Origin of the sequence: Nitrincola salilacus, from assembly GCF_046271865.1 — a bacterium.
Taxonomy (GTDB): domain Bacteria; phylum Pseudomonadota; class Gammaproteobacteria; order Pseudomonadales; family Balneatricaceae; genus Nitrincola; species Nitrincola salilacus.
The window spans coordinates 867,419-883,631 of record NZ_CP176580.1 but is presented as its reverse complement, the minus strand read 5'-3'; the positions used below and the strand labels follow the sequence as shown (position 1 = coordinate 883,631).

Here is a 16,213-nt window from a genome sequence, read left to right as displayed (position 1 = left end):
CATTAACATGCCTACCGTCTATTTCAATTCCCACGCATGCCACATTTCTGACCTGATAGAAGCTGACGACGAACTACTCACAGAGTTTTCCCGAGTGAATAGCATAGGGGCAAACGGTCGTGTCTATGAAGGCCAGGCTTTTACACTGGATATAGCAGAACCCTATGCACCGTCGATTGTCCGTACGCTTAATCAACAGGCTATTCATGAGCGTGGCTGGTTAATGCGGGCAGCGGCAGCTGAAGGTGAAGAGCTGCACCGTGAAGCCGAGTTCTGGGAAAAGTACCTGACTGAAGAGGAGCTCAACGGAGTAGTCAGCCTGATAGGTGCTTCAGGACCGGCCTTCAAGGCCAAATACCAAAACCTTTCGAATTTTCACAAAGCCTTGGTGAACTACGAAAATGCCCTCATCGCTGTGCAAAAACCTGCCGCAGCTGGTATGCCGGGCGCAGGCGCCAGGGATGCCGTTGCAAGGCGCAATGCAATCCAAGCCTACGATGTGCTGATGAGCGAACACAGAAGCGCAATGACCCAGCTCTCCCCAGTGATCATGCGCACTAAAAACCGTGGCGGAGCAATCAATAATGCCAATCGAGGCATCACTCTGGCCAGTCGCAACCGTGGTCGCCTTAAGTCCGACTCACGCATTTTTGTATCCGACCTGTTTCAGGCAAATCGGCTGAAAAGCTTCTCTCAGTTCATGTCGAAAGCCGCCACTCCATTATCTTTGGCTGCTGACGCTTCTATCAGAGCTGGCAAGGTAAAAAGCGTGAGTAATGCTGATGGAAACTGGCATCGTGAAAGTGCAAAGCAGATTGTTGGGTTTGGTTTAGGGGCTGTGGGGGGAGTTGCGGCTTCTTGGGGTGCAATAAGTGCTGTTGGAGGCCAATCTGCACTACTGGCATTGGCAGGAGCAGGTCCAATAGGTTGGGCTCTTCTTGGCTGTATTGTGGTTGTTATCGCGGGGGCGGCTTACCTTGGATCACAGGCCGGAGGATCAGCCGGTGAAAAATTTGGTGTTAAGCTGTATGACGGCCTTGTTAGGTTTTGAATCATGACGCTATTTAATACAACTCCCAAGGTTTCTATTCATGGTTGACTATTTTGTACGATTATCTGACTCTTTGCGAAGCAATTTTTCTGAAGATTTCATCATATTGGCAGCCGGAATTCCAGGAGTGATCGCCTTTTTCACAATGCTTGTTTCAATTTTTTACTCTATTTTTAGAATTAATCGAGAGATGAAACGTGACGGAATAGAGCCACCAACTTTACATTACTTAAATATTATATTTTATTTCGATGCGTTAGCCTCATCACGTAGATCCATAGCAAAAAAGATAAAATCTGAGCAAAACTCAGGCAATAAAGAGCACTCAGTTTTCTTGTGTATAACACTTATTCAGCCCTACATAAAACCAATTGATCGTTTCTTCGCCAGGTGCACTGGACTTTGTGCAGCCATTCTTCTTATATTCTCCATAATCGATATGTGGCTATATCCAAGCTGATGCATTTTCCAGTCATTGAATTTAATACCAGAAAAAAACCAATCACTTACCTGGTTCGGTGATTTCACTGCATATCCCGTGAAAATGTACCAGGTACAGTTTCACACCTGCCGAAGGTGAGCGTCTGTACAACTATTTCCTTGAACAGACCCGTGCCATTCATCCTGTGGTTGCCTGCGGCAGCTTCGGCGCCAATATGCAGGTCAGCCTGATTAATGATGGGCCGGTTACTTTTATGTTGGAGGGGTGAAGTGCTGCATGGGTGAAGTGTTGGATGAGACAGGAAACGACAGAGCCCAGTAGCCTCCCCTTGATCCCTATAACAAAAGCCAGTACTCTTTTGCGCAAACAAGGGCCGGACCGCCCTGAAGGATGATTTTTTAATAAGGACATTAACATGCCAACCGTCTATTTCAATTCCCATGCATGCCACATTTCTGACCTGATAGAAGCTGACGACGAACTACTCACAGAGTTTTCCCGAGTAAATAGCATAGGGGCAAACGGTCGTGTCTATGAAGGCCAGGCTTTTACACTGGATATAGCTGAACCCTATGCACCGTCGATTATTCGTACGCTTAATCAACAGGCTATTCATGAGCGTGGCTGGTTAATGCGGGCAGCGGCAGCTGAAGGTGAAGAGCTGCACCGTGAAGCCGAGTTCTGGGAAAAATACCTGACTGAAGAGGAACTCAACGGAGTACTTAGCCTGATAGGCTCATCAGGCCCGGCCTTCAAGGCCAAGTACCAAAACCTGTCAAATTTTCACAAAGCCTTGGTGAACTACGAAAATGCCCTCATCGCTGTGCAAAAACCTGCCGCAGCTGGTATGCCGGGCGCAGGCGCCAGGGATGCCGCTGCAAGGCGCAATGCAATCCAAGCCTACGATGTACTGCTCAGCGAACACAGAAGCGCCATGACCCAGCTCTCCCCAGTGATCATGCGCACTAAAAACCGTGGCGGAGCAATCAATAATGCCAATCGAGGCATCACTCTGGCCAGTCGCAGCCGTGGTCGCCTTAAGTCCGACTCACGCATTTTTGTATCCGACCTGTTTCAGGCAAATCGGCTGAAAAGCTTCTCTCAGTTCATGTCGAAAGCAGCTACCCCTTTGTCCTTGGCCGCTGACGCTTCTATCAGAGCTGGCAAGGTAAAAAGTGTGAGTAATGCGGATGGGAACTGGCATCGTGAAAGTATGAAGCAGATTATTGGGTTTGGTGGAGGGGCTGCGGCGGGAAGTGCGGCTACCTGGAGTGCTATAAGCGCTGTTGGAGGCCCATCTGCACTACTGGCATTGGCAGGAGCAGGTCCTATAGGTTGGGCAATCCTCGGCTGTATTGTGGTTGTTATTGCGGGGGCAGCTTATATTGGAGCACAGTTGGGAGGATCAGCAGGTGAAATGTTTGGTGCTAAGCTGTATGACGACCTTCTTAGGATTTGAATCATGAATTTATTTAATAGAATTTTCAGGACTACTATTCATGGTTGAATATTTTTTACGACTATCTGATTTTTTGCGAAGCTATTTGTCTGAAGACTTGATATTCGTGGGCATGACCCCGTTATTGATCTCTTTTTTTACAGCACCTGTTTCAATTTTTTACTCTATTTTTCGAATTAATCGAGAGATGAAACGTGACGGAATAGAGCCGCCAACTTTACATTATTTAAATATTATCTTTTATTTCGATGCGTTAGCCTCATCACGTAAATCCATTGCAAAAAAGATAAAATCTGAGCAGGATTCAGGCAATAAAAAACACTCAGTTTTCTTGTGTGTAACACTTATTCAGCCCTACATAAAACCAATTGATCGTTTTTTCGCCAGATGCACTGGATTTTGTGCAGTCACTTTTCTTATATTAAGTATAATCCATATGTGGCTATATCCGAGTTGATGCATTTTTCCAGTCATTAAATTTAATACCAGACAAAAACCAATCACTTACCTGGTTCGGTGATTTCACTGCATATCCCGGAGGTCTTGAGTGAGTGCATGCCGCATGGATGCGGCATTCAAGCCTACACGGATGTATACACGGCGTCTCACTCAAGGCATTCGGGATATCTCTGCAAATACTGACAATTGCGAGCCCAATCACAATCCAGGTGGTTGCCATAAAAAAATGCCCCGCATTCAAGAGCGCGAATGCAGGGCCAACGGCAGATATCAAGGGAAATTCAGTCTGGTAGTACTTAACTGGTAGTACTTAAAGAGTGCGTAAAGAGCTCCGTATAGAGTGCGTCAGTTATCGATCAAAATCGCGCGAAAATCATTTACATTGGTCATCGTCGGACCGGTGATTACAGCATCATCCAGCGCTTCAAAAAAACCATGCCCATCGTTGTTTGCGAGTGAGTCCACCGGGCGGATGCCCTTCTCACGCGCACGCGCCAGCGTATCGGGGTAGATGATGGCACCGGCTATCTCCTCCTGACCATCAACACCATCGGTGTCGCCGGCCAGCGCAGCGATACCCTCATCGCCCTGCAGTGCAATCGCCAGTGACAAGAGAAATTCAACATTGCGACCACCCCGACCCTGCCCACGCACTGTCACGGTGGTTTCACCACCCGACAGTAATACGCAAGGCGGCTTGATCGGCTGGCCGTTTTTCCGTACCTGGCGGGCGATCCCCGCCATCACCTTCGCCACCTCTTTTGCTTCACCCTCGATACTGTCACCGAGAATCAGCGGCGTATAACCGGCTGCCTGGGCAACTTCGGCAGCTGCCTCAAGTGAACGCTGAGGAGTCGCGACGAAGTGGGTTTCAATCCGCGCCATACGAGGATCAGATGGCTTGACCGACTCATAGGCGCCTGACTCCAACCCCTGACGGATATGGGCCGGAATATCGATCTCGTAACGACGCAGGATCTCCAGTGCATCGGCACAGGTAGAGGCATCTGCAATAGTCGGTCCCGAGGCCACATCCACTGGATTATCGCCCGGCACATCAGAGATCAGCAGGTTGTAAACCTTGGCTGGATAGCAGGCTGCGGCCAGACGACCACCCTTGATGGCTGACAGATGCCTGCGCACCGTGTTCATCTCACTGATGGTGGCACCGGAACTGAGCAGCGCACGATTGATCGCCTGTTTATCCTCCAGCGTGATCCCCTCGGCAGGTAGCGAGAGCAGTGCAGAACCACCACCAGAGATCAGCACGATCACCTGATCCTGCTCCGTCAGCCCTTCAACTGCCGCCAGGATGCGCTTGGCGGCCTCTTCACTGGCCTGATCCGGTACCGGATGAGCCGCTTCGATGATCTCGATCCGCTCGCAGGGTACGCCATAGCCATAGCGGGTTACGACCAGACCACTGATCTCACCCTGCCAGCTCTGTTCCAGCGCTCTGGCCATGGCCGCGGAGGCTTTACCTGCTCCGATCACCAGAGTTCTGCCTGCAACCGGTGCTGGCAGAAACGGTGCCAAACAGCGCTCGGGCTGAGCCACGCGCAGAGCCGCATCAAACATATCGCGTAAAACTTTCTGTGCCTGCTGTTTCATCCTGACCTCTGTGCTCTATGACAATTCTCTACCCGGTCGCTCAACCGGCATTTAATGCAATTCGCTCACCGATCGTAAAGATCTTCATGGTATTGGTGCCGCCCTGAGCATTCAGGTAGTCGCCCTTGGTGATGATGACGCGATCGCCCTCCTGCAAAGCATCGCGCTTGATCAGCTCATCCACGGCGCGCTGATTGATCTCTTCCGGTGGCAACTGATCCGCATAGAAGGGGATCGTCTGCACACCACGATAGAGGGCAACACGATGCTGAGTATCCACCCGGCGTGACATCTCATAGATCGGTAGTGGTGAGCGGATGCGTGACATCAGGCGTGGTGTCAGACCGGTTTCCGACATGCAGATGATCGCCTTCACGCCCTGCAGGTGGTTGGCGGCATACATCGCCGACAGTGCGATCGCCTCATCAATCTGCTGAAACTCTTCATAGATGCGGTGCCTCGATTTATGCGTGATCGGGTGCAGTTCGGCACCGATGATGATGCGCGCCATCGCTTCCACTGCTTCGGTCGGGTAATCCCCGGCGGCAGTTTCGGCCGACAGCATCACTGCATCAGTGTAGTCCATCACCGCATTGGCCACGTCCGATACTTCGGCGCGAGTCGGCATCGGGCTGTTGATCATCGACTCCATCATCTGCGTCGCGGTGATCACGATCTTGTTCAGAGCACGGGCGCGCGCAATGATATGCTTCTGCACCCCGACCAGTGTCGCATCGCCGATCTCAACCGCCAGATCACCGCGTGCCACCATGACCACTTCCGAGGCGCGGATCACATCATCGAGGATCTCGTCATCGGCCACGGTTTCGGCGCGTTCGATCTTGGCCACCAGGCCTGCGGTGGAGCCTGTTGCTTCGAGCAGTGCGCGCGCTTCATGCATGTCAGAGGCATCACGTGGGAAGGAGACGGCAACATAATCCACGCCGATCTCGGCCGCGAGTTTGATATCTTCCTTATCCTTGTCGGTCAGTGCTTTTGCCGACAGGCCACCACCCTTGCGGTTGATCCCTTTATTGTTTGACAGCTCGCCGCCGATCACAACGCGGGTGATCACCCGGTCGCCTTCGACGGACTGTACTTCCAGCTCCAGACGGCCATCGTCCAGCAGCAGGATATCGCCGGGGCGAGAATCGTTGACCAGTGCTTCGTAATCGATACCGACCCGTTCCACTGTACCGGCATCCTTATCCAGCCCGGAATCCAGGGTGAAAATCTGACCCTTTTTCAGCGTAACTTTCTTGTCCGCAAAGCGGGCGATGCGGATCTTCGGACCCTGCAGATCGCCGAGCAGAGCGACATAGCGGCCATGACGGGCGGATACTTCACGCACCAGTCTGGCACGTTGGCGGTGTTCATCGGCCTCTCCGTGGGAAAAGTTCAGGCGCATCACATCGGCACCCGCCAGCACCAGTTTTTCAATGCTGTCCAAGGTGCTGCTGGAAGGCCCCAGCGTGGCGACGATTTTAGTGCGGCGTAACATGATTTCAGGCTCCACAGAGAGACGAAAAATGGTGAGTGAGGCATCAACCGCCTCACAGTATCTGAGGCCCGACCTGACCGGGCCTCCTGAGCTCCTCAAACAAGGAGTTCGTGTACAGCTTAACCAAACACTTCAGAGTGCTGATCAGTTGGCGTCGGGTGCCACGGCATGGTTTGCCATCAGCTCCAGCGCTTTGACCATACCGGAGTGATCCCAGTTGGCGCCGCCCTGTGCTTCACAAGCATTGAACAGGGACTGTGCCGTAGCGGTGTTGGGCAGTGACACGCCCAGTTGACGTGCAGCATTCAGTGCCAGGTTCAGGTCCTTCTGGTGCAGCGAGATACGGAAGCCCGGGTTGAAGTTGCGCTTCACCATACGCTCGCCATGCACTTCAAGAATGCGTGAGGAGGCAAAGCCACCCATCAGCGCCTCACGTACACGGGCAGGATCAGCACCCGCCTTGGATGCAAACACCAGTGCTTCACCGACCGCTTCGATCGTCAGTGCCACGATGATCTGGTTAGCCACCTTGCAGGTCTGACCGTCGCCATTACCACCAACCAGGGTGATGTTCTTGCCCATCAGTTCGAAGATCGGCTTCACCTTCTCGAAGATTTCCGGTCTGCCACCTACCATGATAGACAGGGTTGCCGCCTTCGCGCCAACATCACCGCCTGATACCGGGGCATCCAGGTATTCACAGTCCAGCTTGTTGATGCGGCTGGCAAACTCTTTGGTGGCGACCGGACTGATGGAGCTCATATCCACCACGATCTTGCCTGAGGAGAGCCCTTCGGCTACGCCCTTGTCACCGAACAGCGCAGCTTCCACATCCGGGGTGTCTGGTACCATCAGAATGATGATGTCGGATTTCTGTGCCACCTCAGCCGCACTGCTGCAGGCAGTCGCACCCGCTTCGACCAGTGACTCAGGCACGCTGCCCAACGTATAGGCAGCCAGTTGATGTCCACCGTTGATCAGGTGATGTGCCATAGGGGTACCCATGATACCCAGTCCGATAAATCCAATTGCAGCCATGTTCAGTTCCTCACACATTAATTCTTTTCTTCAAAACGACAGTTGTCTTGAAGTTGATGCTGTTTTGAAATCAAGAGCAGCGTGCTCAGCTATTGAGCGCTTTGATCCAGCCAAGCCCCGCCTCAGTGACACCGGCAGGCTTGTACTCGCAGCCGATCCAGCCGTCGTACTGCTTCTGTCTCAGCGCTTCGAACAGGAAGCGGTAGTTGATTTCACCTGTGCCCGGTTCATTCCGGCCAGGATTATCCGCCAGCTGCAGATGCGCGATACGATCCCAGTATTTCTGCATCGTATTGATCAGCTCACCCTCCATGCGCTGAGCATGGTAGATGTCGTACTGAATGAACAGGTTGCTGCTGCCCACCTGATCAATGATGTCGGATGCCTGAGCCGTGCGGTTCAGATAGAAGCCTGGAATATCAAAGGTGTTGATCGGTTCGATCAGCAGACGGATATTCTCGGCAGCAAGCGCCGCAGCCGCGAAACGCAAGTTCTCGACAAAGGTCTCCTGCAGTGTCTCAGCTCTGACATTCTGCGGGGCGATACCCGCCAGGCAGTTCACCTGTGGGCAGCCCAGGGTTTTGGCATACTCTATCGCCTTGCCAACGCCGTCACGAAACTCAGACACACGATCCGGATGGCAGGCGATGCCTCGCTCGCCACCCGCCCAGTTTCCTGCCGGCAGATTATGCAACACCTGCTGCAGGTCGTTTTCAGCCAGCAGGTCAGCCAGTTGCTGAGACGACCAGTCGTAGGGGAAGAGATACTCCACCCCCTTGAATCCCGCTTTGGCAGCTGCCGCGAAGCGATCGGTAAACTCCACTTCGTTAAACAGCATGGTCAGATTTGCGGCAAATTTAAGCATCATCTCTCTCCTGTTCTGTTATGCCGTTTGCCGAGCAGCCAGTGCGCTCGGTGCATCGTCGATACTCAGCGCCAGAGGTTCAAACTCGTTGATCCCTTCCAGCTCGGTACCCATGGCTATATTGGTAACGCGTTCCAGTATAACTTCTATCACAACCGGTACCCGGTGCGTCTTCATCAGCTCTTGCGCTTTGGCAATCGCCGGTGCCATCTCTTCTGGGCGGAATACACGGATCGCCTTGCAACCCAGCCCCTCTACAACCGTGACATGATCGACACCATAGTGATGCACCGCTGAGGTGTCATCCGGATGAACATTGATATTGTCAAAGGCCAGCTGAACACAGTAATCCATATCAAAGCCGCGCTGACTTTGGCGAATCAATCCCAGATAGGAGTTGTTCACCAGGATGTGCAGGTAAGGCAGTTTGAACTGCGCCCCTACCGCCAACTCCTCGATCAGGAACTGGAAGTCGTAGTCACCGGAGATCGCAACGATGTTACGATCAGGATCAGCAGCACGAACACCCAGTGCAGCCGGTACGGTCCAGCCCAGTGGGCCCGCCTGACCGCAGTTGATCCAGTTGCGCGGCTCGAACACATGCAGGAACTGCGCGGCAGCAATCTGTGACAGACCTATCGCACTGACATAGCAGGTATCGCGATCCATGGCATTGTTCAGGCACTGATAAACGCGCTGCGGCTTCATCGGTACCTCTTCGAAGTTGGTCTTGCGCAGCATCGTGCGCTTGCGCTCCTGACAGGCCGCAACCCACTCGCTGCGATCCTTCATGCGCCCTTCGGCTTTCCACTGCTCGGCCACTTCAACCAGCAGTTTCAAGGCGGCACCGGCATCCGACACGATCCCCAGATCCGGGTTGAACACGCGCCCTATCTGAGTCGGCTCGATATCGACATGCACGAAGGTACGACCTTCAGTGTAGGTTTCAACCGTACCGGTATGGCGGTTGGCCCAGCGGTTACCGATACCGAACACGAAGTCCGATTCGAGCACCGTAGCGTTGCCATAACGATGACTGGTCTGAAGCCCTGCCATGCCCGCCATCAGCGGATGATCATCCGGAATCGTACCCCAGCCCATCAGAGTCGGGATAACCGGAACACCTATGATCTCGGCAAAACGCACCAGCAGATCCGAGGCATCGGCATTGATGACACCGCCACCGGATACCAGAATCGGGCGCTCGGATTCATTCATCATGCTCAGCGCTTTCTCGACCTGAGCCAGAGTGGCTGCAGGCTTGTAGGGCACCAGTGGCTCGTAGGTGTCGATATCAAATTCGATCTCGGCCATCTGAACATCGATCGGCAGATCGATCAGTACCGGACCGGGACGGCCGGAGCGCATCAGGTGGAAGGCATGCTGAAAGGCACGCGGCACCAGCGCCGGTTCACGAACAGTTACCGCCCATTTGGTGACCGGCTTGGCGATCGACTCAATATCAACCGCCTGAAAGTCTTCTTTATACAGACGTGCACGCGGCGCCTGTCCGGTGATGCACAGAATCGGAATGGAATCAGCCGATGCTGCATAAAGGCCGGTGATCATATCCGTTCCGGCAGGACCGGAGGTACCGATGCAGATACCGATATTACCGGCCTTGGCACGGGTATAGCCCTCTGCCATGTGGGAAGCACCCTCGACGTGACGGCCGAGTATGTGCTGGATGGAGCCATCTTTTCTCAATGCTGAGTAAAGTGGGTTGATAGCGGCACCGGGAACGCCGAACGCCGTCGTAACTCCCTCTTTTCTCATTACTGCAACCGCAGCATCAACAGCACGCATACGAGCCATGGTATCACCTCTTGTTCATTCAATCGGGTCATTCAACCGGATCATTCATTCAAGTCATTCAATCTTTTTACTGATTGAATCCAGCATATAGATCGAATATTCTGCGGTGAATAGCAGTTTTTTTACTTCTGTCGATACTTTTTGTATCTAATAGCTGGTTATATCAAACAAGCTGGAGTATTGAATGGATCGTCACACTGAAATCCGAAGTTTTGCGCTGGTGGCCGAGCATGGCAGCTTTGCCGCTGCAGCATTGATCGAAGGTGTCACGCCGGTGATCATGGGTCGACGCCTCGATGCGCTCGAGAAGCGCTTAGGTGTCAAGCTGATGCATCGCTCCACCCGCGGCCTTAAGCTGACTGATCTCGGCGAGCAGTTTCTGGAGGGAGCCACGGCTCTGCTCAAGGAGTTCGACAAGATCGAATCCAGCATCACCGCGGATCGCAATACCGTTCGCGGCCATCTGGTGGTATCGGCTCCTGCCGCCTTTGGGCGCAAGCATGTGGCACCTCATGGCCCCGCGTTTCAGAAGCGCTTTCCCGAGCTGAAGATCTCCTTCAACCTGACCGACAGCGTCGTGGATCTGGTGCGCGATGGCTACGATATGGCGCTGCGTATCGGCACTGTCACCGACCCCAATTATGTGGCGGTCAATCTCTACCCCAATCGCCGTGTGCTGTGTGCTACCCCCGACTATCTGGAGCGCAACGGAATACCACAAAGTCTGGAGGAACTGGCTCAACACAACTGCCTGGCCTTCAACCTGATGGGTGGCCAGCAGCGTGGCTGGACCTTTCTGCGAGATGGCAAGCCGATTGCGATCAGGGTCTCCGGGAACCTGGATTGCAACGATGGTGAACTGTTGTTCGATTGGGTCAAGCAGGGATTGGGGATCGGTTGGCGTTCCACCTGGGAGATACAGGCGGAGCTGAAACGCCGCGAACTGGTGACACTGCTGGATGAGTATGCGATCCCGGCCTATGACATTCAGGCGATCTATCCACAGCAGCGCTTTCTGCCCGCCAAGGTGCGTTTTTTCATTGATTATCTGAAAGAGGTCTACAACCAGCCGGGCTACTGGGAAGGTAATAGCTGAGTGGGCCAGAATTAAAATAAGAGTCAGCCCTGACTACCAACCATTAAGCCTCATCGAGGCGCGCACCAGGCGCTGCTCTTCTGCCTCAATCTCCTGCAGGTTGTCTCGGATACTCGAAATATGATCCAGCGCTGCGCGCCTGGCCTGCTCCGGCAGACGGTCCACCACAGCACGATACAGGCGCGCGTGCTGTCGATCGATCTGGCGCTTCTGCACTGGCCGATGATAGAGGTTATTCACCGAAGCAAACACCGAGCTGATCAGCAGGTCGGTCAGCGACTGCAGGGTCTGTACCAGCACCGGATTATGTGACGCCTGAGAGATTGCCAGATGGAAGGCGTGATCCAGATGAGCATGCTCCTTCGGTTCTACGCCTTCACGTCCGTTGGCGGCAACCATCTCCTCGTAGCGCCGCGTGATCATGATGAAATCCGCCTCGGTCCCACGCATCGCAGCCAGTCGCGCCGACTCCCCTTCCAGCAGCGCCCGTACCTCCAACAGATCATAGAGCGTGCGTGGATGATCGCTGAACAGATGCATCAAAGGTGTAGCCGGCGCTTCACCCATCATCCTGGCAACAAACGAGCCCTTGCCCTGACGCGTTTCAATGATGCCTCGTCCACGCAGTACATTCAGCCCTTCGCGCAGAGCCGAGCGAGAAAATCCCAACTTCTCCGATAGGCCTCTCTCGGAAGGCAGTTGCTGCCCCACCTTCAACACGCCATCCAGTATCAGATGCTCGATACGCTCTGCCACCACGTCAGCGATGTGTCTTTTTTCCATCACACAAACCTCAACTGGTAGGACCAGATTAAAATTCAAACGTCAGAAGTAGAATATAAGTAATAAATATATGTTATTAATTAAAAATATCAGAGCAATATCATTCAACATTAAAAAAAACTGGTAGGACCAGTTAATATTTAGATTGACTGATACAAGAATAACACCAAACTGGAGCCGTTTTCAGTACCCAAATTTCAGTCAAACCGGCTGAATTTGATTCAGGCGGAGCCTCGGATGAACATTCTCCATGATGAACGCATAGATGGCGTGTTGCCGGATGTAAACAAGTCAGCTCTACTGAATGCTCTGCGCACCGATATGCCAGAGCTTCAGATATTGCATCGGCGCGAAGATCTCAAACCCTATGAATGCGATGGGCTGTCGGCTTATCGCACCACGCCGCTACTGGTAGTATTGCCGGACAGTATCGAGCAGGTACAGCGGATCATGCGCACCTGCCATCAGCGTCAGGTTCCTGTTGTCGCCAGAGGCGCCGGCACTGGATTATCGGGAGGCGCCCTGCCGCTGGAGAAAGGGGTATTGCTGGTGATGGCCAGATTCAACCGGATTCTGGAGATAGATCCGCAGGCGCGTTGTGCACGCGTGCAACCGGGAGTGCGCAATCTGGCGATCTCGGAAGCAGCCTCCGTTCATCAGCTTTACTATGCACCCGATCCCTCCTCTCAGATCGCCTGCTCCATCGGCGGCAATGTCGCGGAAAATGCCGGTGGCGTACACTGCCTGAAATATGGTCTGACGGTACATAATCTTCTGCAGGTCGAGATAGTCACGGTCGAGGGTGAGCGGATGACGCTCGGTAGCCATGCGTTGGATGCGGCAGGCTATGATCTGATGGCGCTGTTTACAGGATCGGAGGGGATGCTGGGCATCGTGGTAGAGGTCACCGTCAAACTTCTACCCAAGCCCCCGATGGCACGCGTACTGATGGCCAGTTTTGATGATATCGGCAAAGCAGGCAGAGCGGTCGGTGATATCATCTCGGCCGGTATCATCCCCGGTGGACTGGAGATGATGGACAACTTGGCCATTCGAGCCGCCGAAGACTTCATCCATGCCGGTTATCCGGTTGAGGCCGCTGCCATACTGCTGTGCGAGCTGGATGGGGTTGAGTCCGATGTTGATGAAGACACCGCTACCGTCCGGCGTGTTCTGGAAGCATCGGGCGCAACCGAAATCCGTATCGCGAAGGATGAAGCCGAGCGCCAGCGCTTCTGGGCGGGACGGAAAAATGCCTTCCCGGCGGTCGGACGCATGTCGCCCGACTACTACTGCATGGATGGCACCATCCCCCGGCGCGAGCTGCCCAATGTACTCCAGGGCATCGCGGATCTATCGGATACCTATGGCCTGAAGGTCGCCAACGTTTTCCATGCCGGTGACGGCAATATGCACCCGCTGATCCTGTTTGATGCCAATCAGAAGGGTGAGCTGGAGCGCGCAGAAGAGCTGGGTGGTAAAATTCTGGAACTGTGTGTACGAGTAGGAGGCTCCATCACCGGCGAGCACGGAGTCGGGCGTGAAAAGATCAATCAGATGTGTACCCAGTTCAATGATGATGAGCTGGAACTGTTCCATGCCGTGAAAGCCGCCTTTGATCCACAGTGCCTGCTAAATCCCGGCAAGAATATCCCGACCCTGCACCGCTGTGCCGAGTTTGGTGCCATGCATATTCACCATGGAGAGCTGCCCTTTCCCGAACTGGAGCGCTTCTGATGAGTCAGGTAGATCAACCTTCAAATCGCCCCGGTGAACGAGCCGCCTCGGAAACCGAAGCCGCTCTGCTGGAGCAGGTCTGTGCAGCGATTCACAGCCGTACCCCGTTGGCCATTCAGGGTGGCGGCAGTAAATCATTTCTCGGTCACAGCGTACCCGGCGAGCAGCTGGATATCAGTCCGCATCGAGGGATCGTCACTTACGACCCTACGGAGCTGGTGATCACAGTCAGAGCCGGAACACGTCTGAGCACTCTGGAGGCGGAGCTGGATGCACAAGGGCAGATGCTCGCATTCGAGCCGCCGCATTTCAGCGATCGGGCAACAGTAGGTGGCATGCTGGCCAGTGGCCTCTCGGGTCCACGTCGGCCCTGGACAGGATCGGCGCGCGACTTAGTACTCGGCACACGCGTGATCACCGGTCAGGGCAAGCTGCTGCGCTTTGGCGGTGAGGTGATGAAGAATGTCGCCGGGTATGATCTGTCCCGTCTGCTGGTAGGTAGCTATGGCACGCTGGGCATCATCACCGAGGCCTCGATGAAAGTCCTGCCGAAACCCCGTGCCAGCGCGCATCTCAGCCTGGAGATGGATCCGGGGGCCGCTCTTCAGAAACTGTCCGAATGGGGTCAGAAACCGCTTCCGATCACCGCGGCCTGTCATGATGGCAACGCCTTGCACTTGCGCCTTGAAGGCGGCACGGGATCAGTCAAGGATGCCGCTGAGTTACTCGGTGGCAATGAACTGGATCCAGTCTTCTGGACACAACTGAGAGAACTGACCCTGCCATTCTTCAGTGATCCCCGCCCACTCTGGCGCCTTTCGCTACCCAATAACTCAACACTGTTGAACACAGAAGGTGATGAGCTGATCGACTGGGGGGGTGCACAGCGCTGGCTGAAAACGGATATGTCTGAGCAGGCCGTTCAGCAACTGGCACTGTCACTGGGTGGTCACGCCACCTGCTATACCCCCGGCCACAGTGAGTATCCTTTCCAGCCGCTGCCACCGCTGTTGATGAAACACCATCAGCAACTCAAACATAAGCTGGATCCAGCAGCAATTTTCAACCTTGGTCGGCTCTATGCCCTTCTCTGAATCAGGAACTGAGTGATGCAAACGAATCTGTCTGATGAAGCCAGAAAACTGCCACGCGCTGCAGAAGCGGAAGCGATACTGCGCAGCTGTGTTCATTGTGGTTTCTGCACCGCCACCTGCCCGACCTATCAACTGCTGGGCGATGAGCTGGACAGTCCCAGAGGGCGAATATACCTGATCAAGCAGATGCTCGAAGGTGAGGAGGTCACACGCGCTACCCAGACCCATCTGGACCGCTGCCTGACCTGTCGCAACTGCGAAACCACCTGCCCCTCAGGGGTGGAGTATCACAGCTTGCTGGATATCGGCCGTGCCATGATTGAAGAGAAGGTCGAGCGACCCACTGGTGAAAAGCTGACACGCTTTTTCCTGAAGCAGGTGATTCCCAATCCAATAATATTTGACTCCGCAGTCAAGTTTGGGCGATTATTGACCCCAGTGCTGCCGAAATCACTCAGCAGCAAACTGCCGGCACGGATAACGCCTCCCGGCACGCGACCGGAGACGCAGCACACGCGCCGGATGCTGATTCTGGAGGGCTGTGTGCAGCCGACCCTGTCACCCATTACCAATGCCGCCACCGCACGCGTGCTGGATCAGCTGGGAATTCAGGTACAGGTGGCACGTGAAGCTGGCTGTTGTGGTGCCATGGAGTACCACCTGAATGCCCAGGATGCCGGACTGCAACGTGCCCGGCGCAACATAGATGCCTGGTGGCCAGCGATAGAGGCGGGTGCCGAAGCGATTATACAGACCGCCAGTGGCTGCGGTGCTTTTGTCAAAGAGTATGGACATCTCCTGAAGGAGGATCCGGCGTATGCCGAGAAGGCCAGGCGAGTCAGTGAACTGGCACTGGATCTGGTTGAAATACTGCGTGCCGAAAAGTTGGAAAGCCTGCAGATTAACAGCAGCAAACGCCTGGCTTTTCACTGCCCCTGCACCCTGCAGCATGCTCAGAAACTGGGTGGCGCAGTGGAGGCAGTACTGATCCGACTGGGCTTCAGCCTGACTCAGGTACCGAATGCGCACCTGTGTTGTGGATCAGCCGGGACCTACTCGATCACGCAACCGGTGCTGTCAAAGCAGCTACGTGACAACAAGCTGGATGCACTGGAAAGCGGTAATCCAGAGCTGATCGTGACTGCCAACATCGGCTGCCAGACCCATCTGGATGGCGCGGGCAGAACCCCGGTCAAGCACTGGATCGAACTGGTGGATGAAGCCCTGACCGAAAAACCGATTCACAATTGAACTGACGGAGC

The 16,213-nt window shown here is 54.2% G+C and carries 12 protein-coding genes and 1 pseudogene; 7 read left to right on the top strand and 6 right to left on the bottom strand.

The features are described from left to right. The first annotated feature begins 7 nt into the window (after positions 1-7). The 3 genes and pseudogenes from ACK3CJ_RS04000 to ACK3CJ_RS03990 all read left to right on the top strand — a co-directional run bounded on the left by ACK3CJ_RS04000 (position 8) and on the right by ACK3CJ_RS03990 (position 2,952). Positions 8-1,051, top strand: a complete 1,044-nt coding sequence (locus tag ACK3CJ_RS04000) for a hypothetical protein (protein WP_409525132.1) — start codon at positions 8-10, stop codon at positions 1,049-1,051. Positions 1,052-1,617: 566 nt separating this feature from the next. Next, positions 1,618-1,761 (top strand): annotated as a pseudogene (locus ACK3CJ_RS03995) (D-aminoacyl-tRNA deacylase); the annotation flags it as partial. 147 nt (positions 1,762-1,908) lie between these two features. Further along, positions 1,909-2,952: a hypothetical protein gene (locus ACK3CJ_RS03990; protein ID WP_409525131.1), complete on the top strand. Its 1,044-nt coding sequence runs from the start codon at positions 1,909-1,911 to the stop codon at positions 2,950-2,952. 804 nt (positions 2,953-3,756) lie between these two features. Here the strand turns inward: ACK3CJ_RS03990 and ACK3CJ_RS03985 are convergent. The 5 genes from ACK3CJ_RS03985 to gcl all read right to left on the bottom strand — a co-directional run bounded on the left by ACK3CJ_RS03985 (position 3,757) and on the right by gcl (position 10,241). After that, complete coding sequence (locus ACK3CJ_RS03985; protein WP_409525130.1) at positions 3,757-5,022, bottom strand: glycerate kinase type-2 family protein; 1,266 nt, start codon at positions 5,020-5,022, stop codon at positions 3,757-3,759. 40 nt (positions 5,023-5,062) lie between these two features. Then, a complete protein-coding gene (gene pyk / locus ACK3CJ_RS03980; RefSeq protein WP_409525129.1) occupies positions 5,063-6,523 on the bottom strand; it encodes a pyruvate kinase in 1,461 nt (486 codons plus the stop codon). Positions 6,524-6,667: 144 nt separating this feature from the next. Next, positions 6,668-7,561: a 2-hydroxy-3-oxopropionate reductase gene (gene glxR, locus ACK3CJ_RS03975; protein ID WP_409525127.1), complete on the bottom strand. Its 894-nt coding sequence runs from the start codon at positions 7,559-7,561 to the stop codon at positions 6,668-6,670. Between the two features lie 85 nt (positions 7,562-7,646). After that, positions 7,647-8,426 (bottom strand): hydroxypyruvate isomerase, encoded by a 780-nt coding sequence (gene hyi, locus ACK3CJ_RS03970; protein WP_409526543.1) that lies wholly within the window; start codon positions 8,424-8,426, stop codon positions 7,647-7,649. 18 nt (positions 8,427-8,444) lie between these two features. Then, on the bottom strand, positions 8,445-10,241 hold the full coding sequence (gcl, locus tag ACK3CJ_RS03965; RefSeq protein WP_409525126.1) for a glyoxylate carboligase: 1,797 nt from the start codon (positions 10,239-10,241) through the stop codon (positions 8,445-8,447). Between the two features lie 184 nt (positions 10,242-10,425). Between gcl and ACK3CJ_RS03960 the strand changes: the two genes are divergently transcribed. Next, the gene (locus ACK3CJ_RS03960; RefSeq protein WP_409525125.1) at positions 10,426-11,337 is read left to right on the top strand and encodes a LysR family transcriptional regulator; all 912 of its coding nucleotides are present in this window, start codon (positions 10,426-10,428) and stop codon (positions 11,335-11,337) included. Between the two features lie 33 nt (positions 11,338-11,370). On the opposite strand, the gene glcC is transcribed toward ACK3CJ_RS03960, so the two are convergent. Then, complete coding sequence (glcC, locus tag ACK3CJ_RS03955; RefSeq protein ID WP_409525124.1) at positions 11,371-12,120, bottom strand: transcriptional regulator GlcC; 750 nt, start codon at positions 12,118-12,120, stop codon at positions 11,371-11,373. Between the two features lie 237 nt (positions 12,121-12,357). Here glcC and glcD point away from each other — a divergent pair, with 237 nt between their 5' ends. From glcD to glcF, 3 genes are read left to right on the top strand one after another with little or no spacing between them, the layout of a single operon-like run. Then, positions 12,358-13,857 (top strand): glycolate oxidase subunit GlcD, encoded by a 1,500-nt coding sequence (gene glcD / locus ACK3CJ_RS03950; protein ID WP_409525123.1) that lies wholly within the window; start codon positions 12,358-12,360, stop codon positions 13,855-13,857. Beyond that, positions 13,857-14,951 carry a glycolate oxidase subunit GlcE gene (glcE, locus tag ACK3CJ_RS03945; protein ID WP_409525122.1) on the top strand — a complete coding sequence of 365 codons (1,095 nt, stop codon included), beginning with the start codon at positions 13,857-13,859 and terminating at the stop codon, positions 14,949-14,951. The genes glcD and glcE overlap by 1 nt, the downstream gene beginning before the upstream one ends. Positions 14,952-14,966: 15 nt before the next feature. Continuing rightward, positions 14,967-16,202 (top strand): glycolate oxidase subunit GlcF, encoded by a 1,236-nt coding sequence (glcF, locus tag ACK3CJ_RS03940; protein WP_409525121.1) that lies wholly within the window; start codon positions 14,967-14,969, stop codon positions 16,200-16,202. Positions 16,203-16,213: the final 11 nt, after the last annotated feature.

Bases quoted from the DNA above. Each gene is read 5' to 3' on its own strand.
- ACK3CJ_RS04000 (WP_409525132.1), top strand. From the start codon at position 8: ATGCCTACCGTCTATTTCAATTCCCACGCATGCCACATTTCTGACCTG.
- ACK3CJ_RS03990 (WP_409525131.1), top strand. From the start codon at position 1,909: ATGCCAACCGTCTATTTCAATTCCCATGCATGCCACATTTCTGACCTG.
- ACK3CJ_RS03985 (WP_409525130.1), bottom strand. From the start codon at position 5,022: ATGAAACAGCAGGCACAGAAAGTTTTACGCGATATGTTTGATGCGGCT.
- pyk (WP_409525129.1), bottom strand. From the start codon at position 6,523: ATGTTACGCCGCACTAAAATCGTCGCCACGCTGGGGCCTTCCAGCAGC.
- glxR (WP_409525127.1), bottom strand. From the start codon at position 7,561: ATGGCTGCAATTGGATTTATCGGACTGGGTATCATGGGTACCCCTATG.
- hyi (WP_409526543.1), bottom strand. From the start codon at position 8,426: ATGCTTAAATTTGCCGCAAATCTGACCATGCTGTTTAACGAAGTGGAG.
- gcl (WP_409525126.1), bottom strand. From the start codon at position 10,241: ATGGCTCGTATGCGTGCTGTTGATGCTGCGGTTGCAGTAATGAGAAAA.
- ACK3CJ_RS03960 (WP_409525125.1), top strand. From the start codon at position 10,426: ATGGATCGTCACACTGAAATCCGAAGTTTTGCGCTGGTGGCCGAGCAT.
- glcC (WP_409525124.1), bottom strand. From the start codon at position 12,120: ATGGAAAAAAGACACATCGCTGACGTGGTGGCAGAGCGTATCGAGCAT.
- glcD (WP_409525123.1), top strand. From the start codon at position 12,358: ATGAACATTCTCCATGATGAACGCATAGATGGCGTGTTGCCGGATGTA.
- glcE (WP_409525122.1), top strand. From the start codon at position 13,857: ATGAGTCAGGTAGATCAACCTTCAAATCGCCCCGGTGAACGAGCCGCC.
- glcF (WP_409525121.1), top strand. From the start codon at position 14,967: ATGCAAACGAATCTGTCTGATGAAGCCAGAAAACTGCCACGCGCTGCA.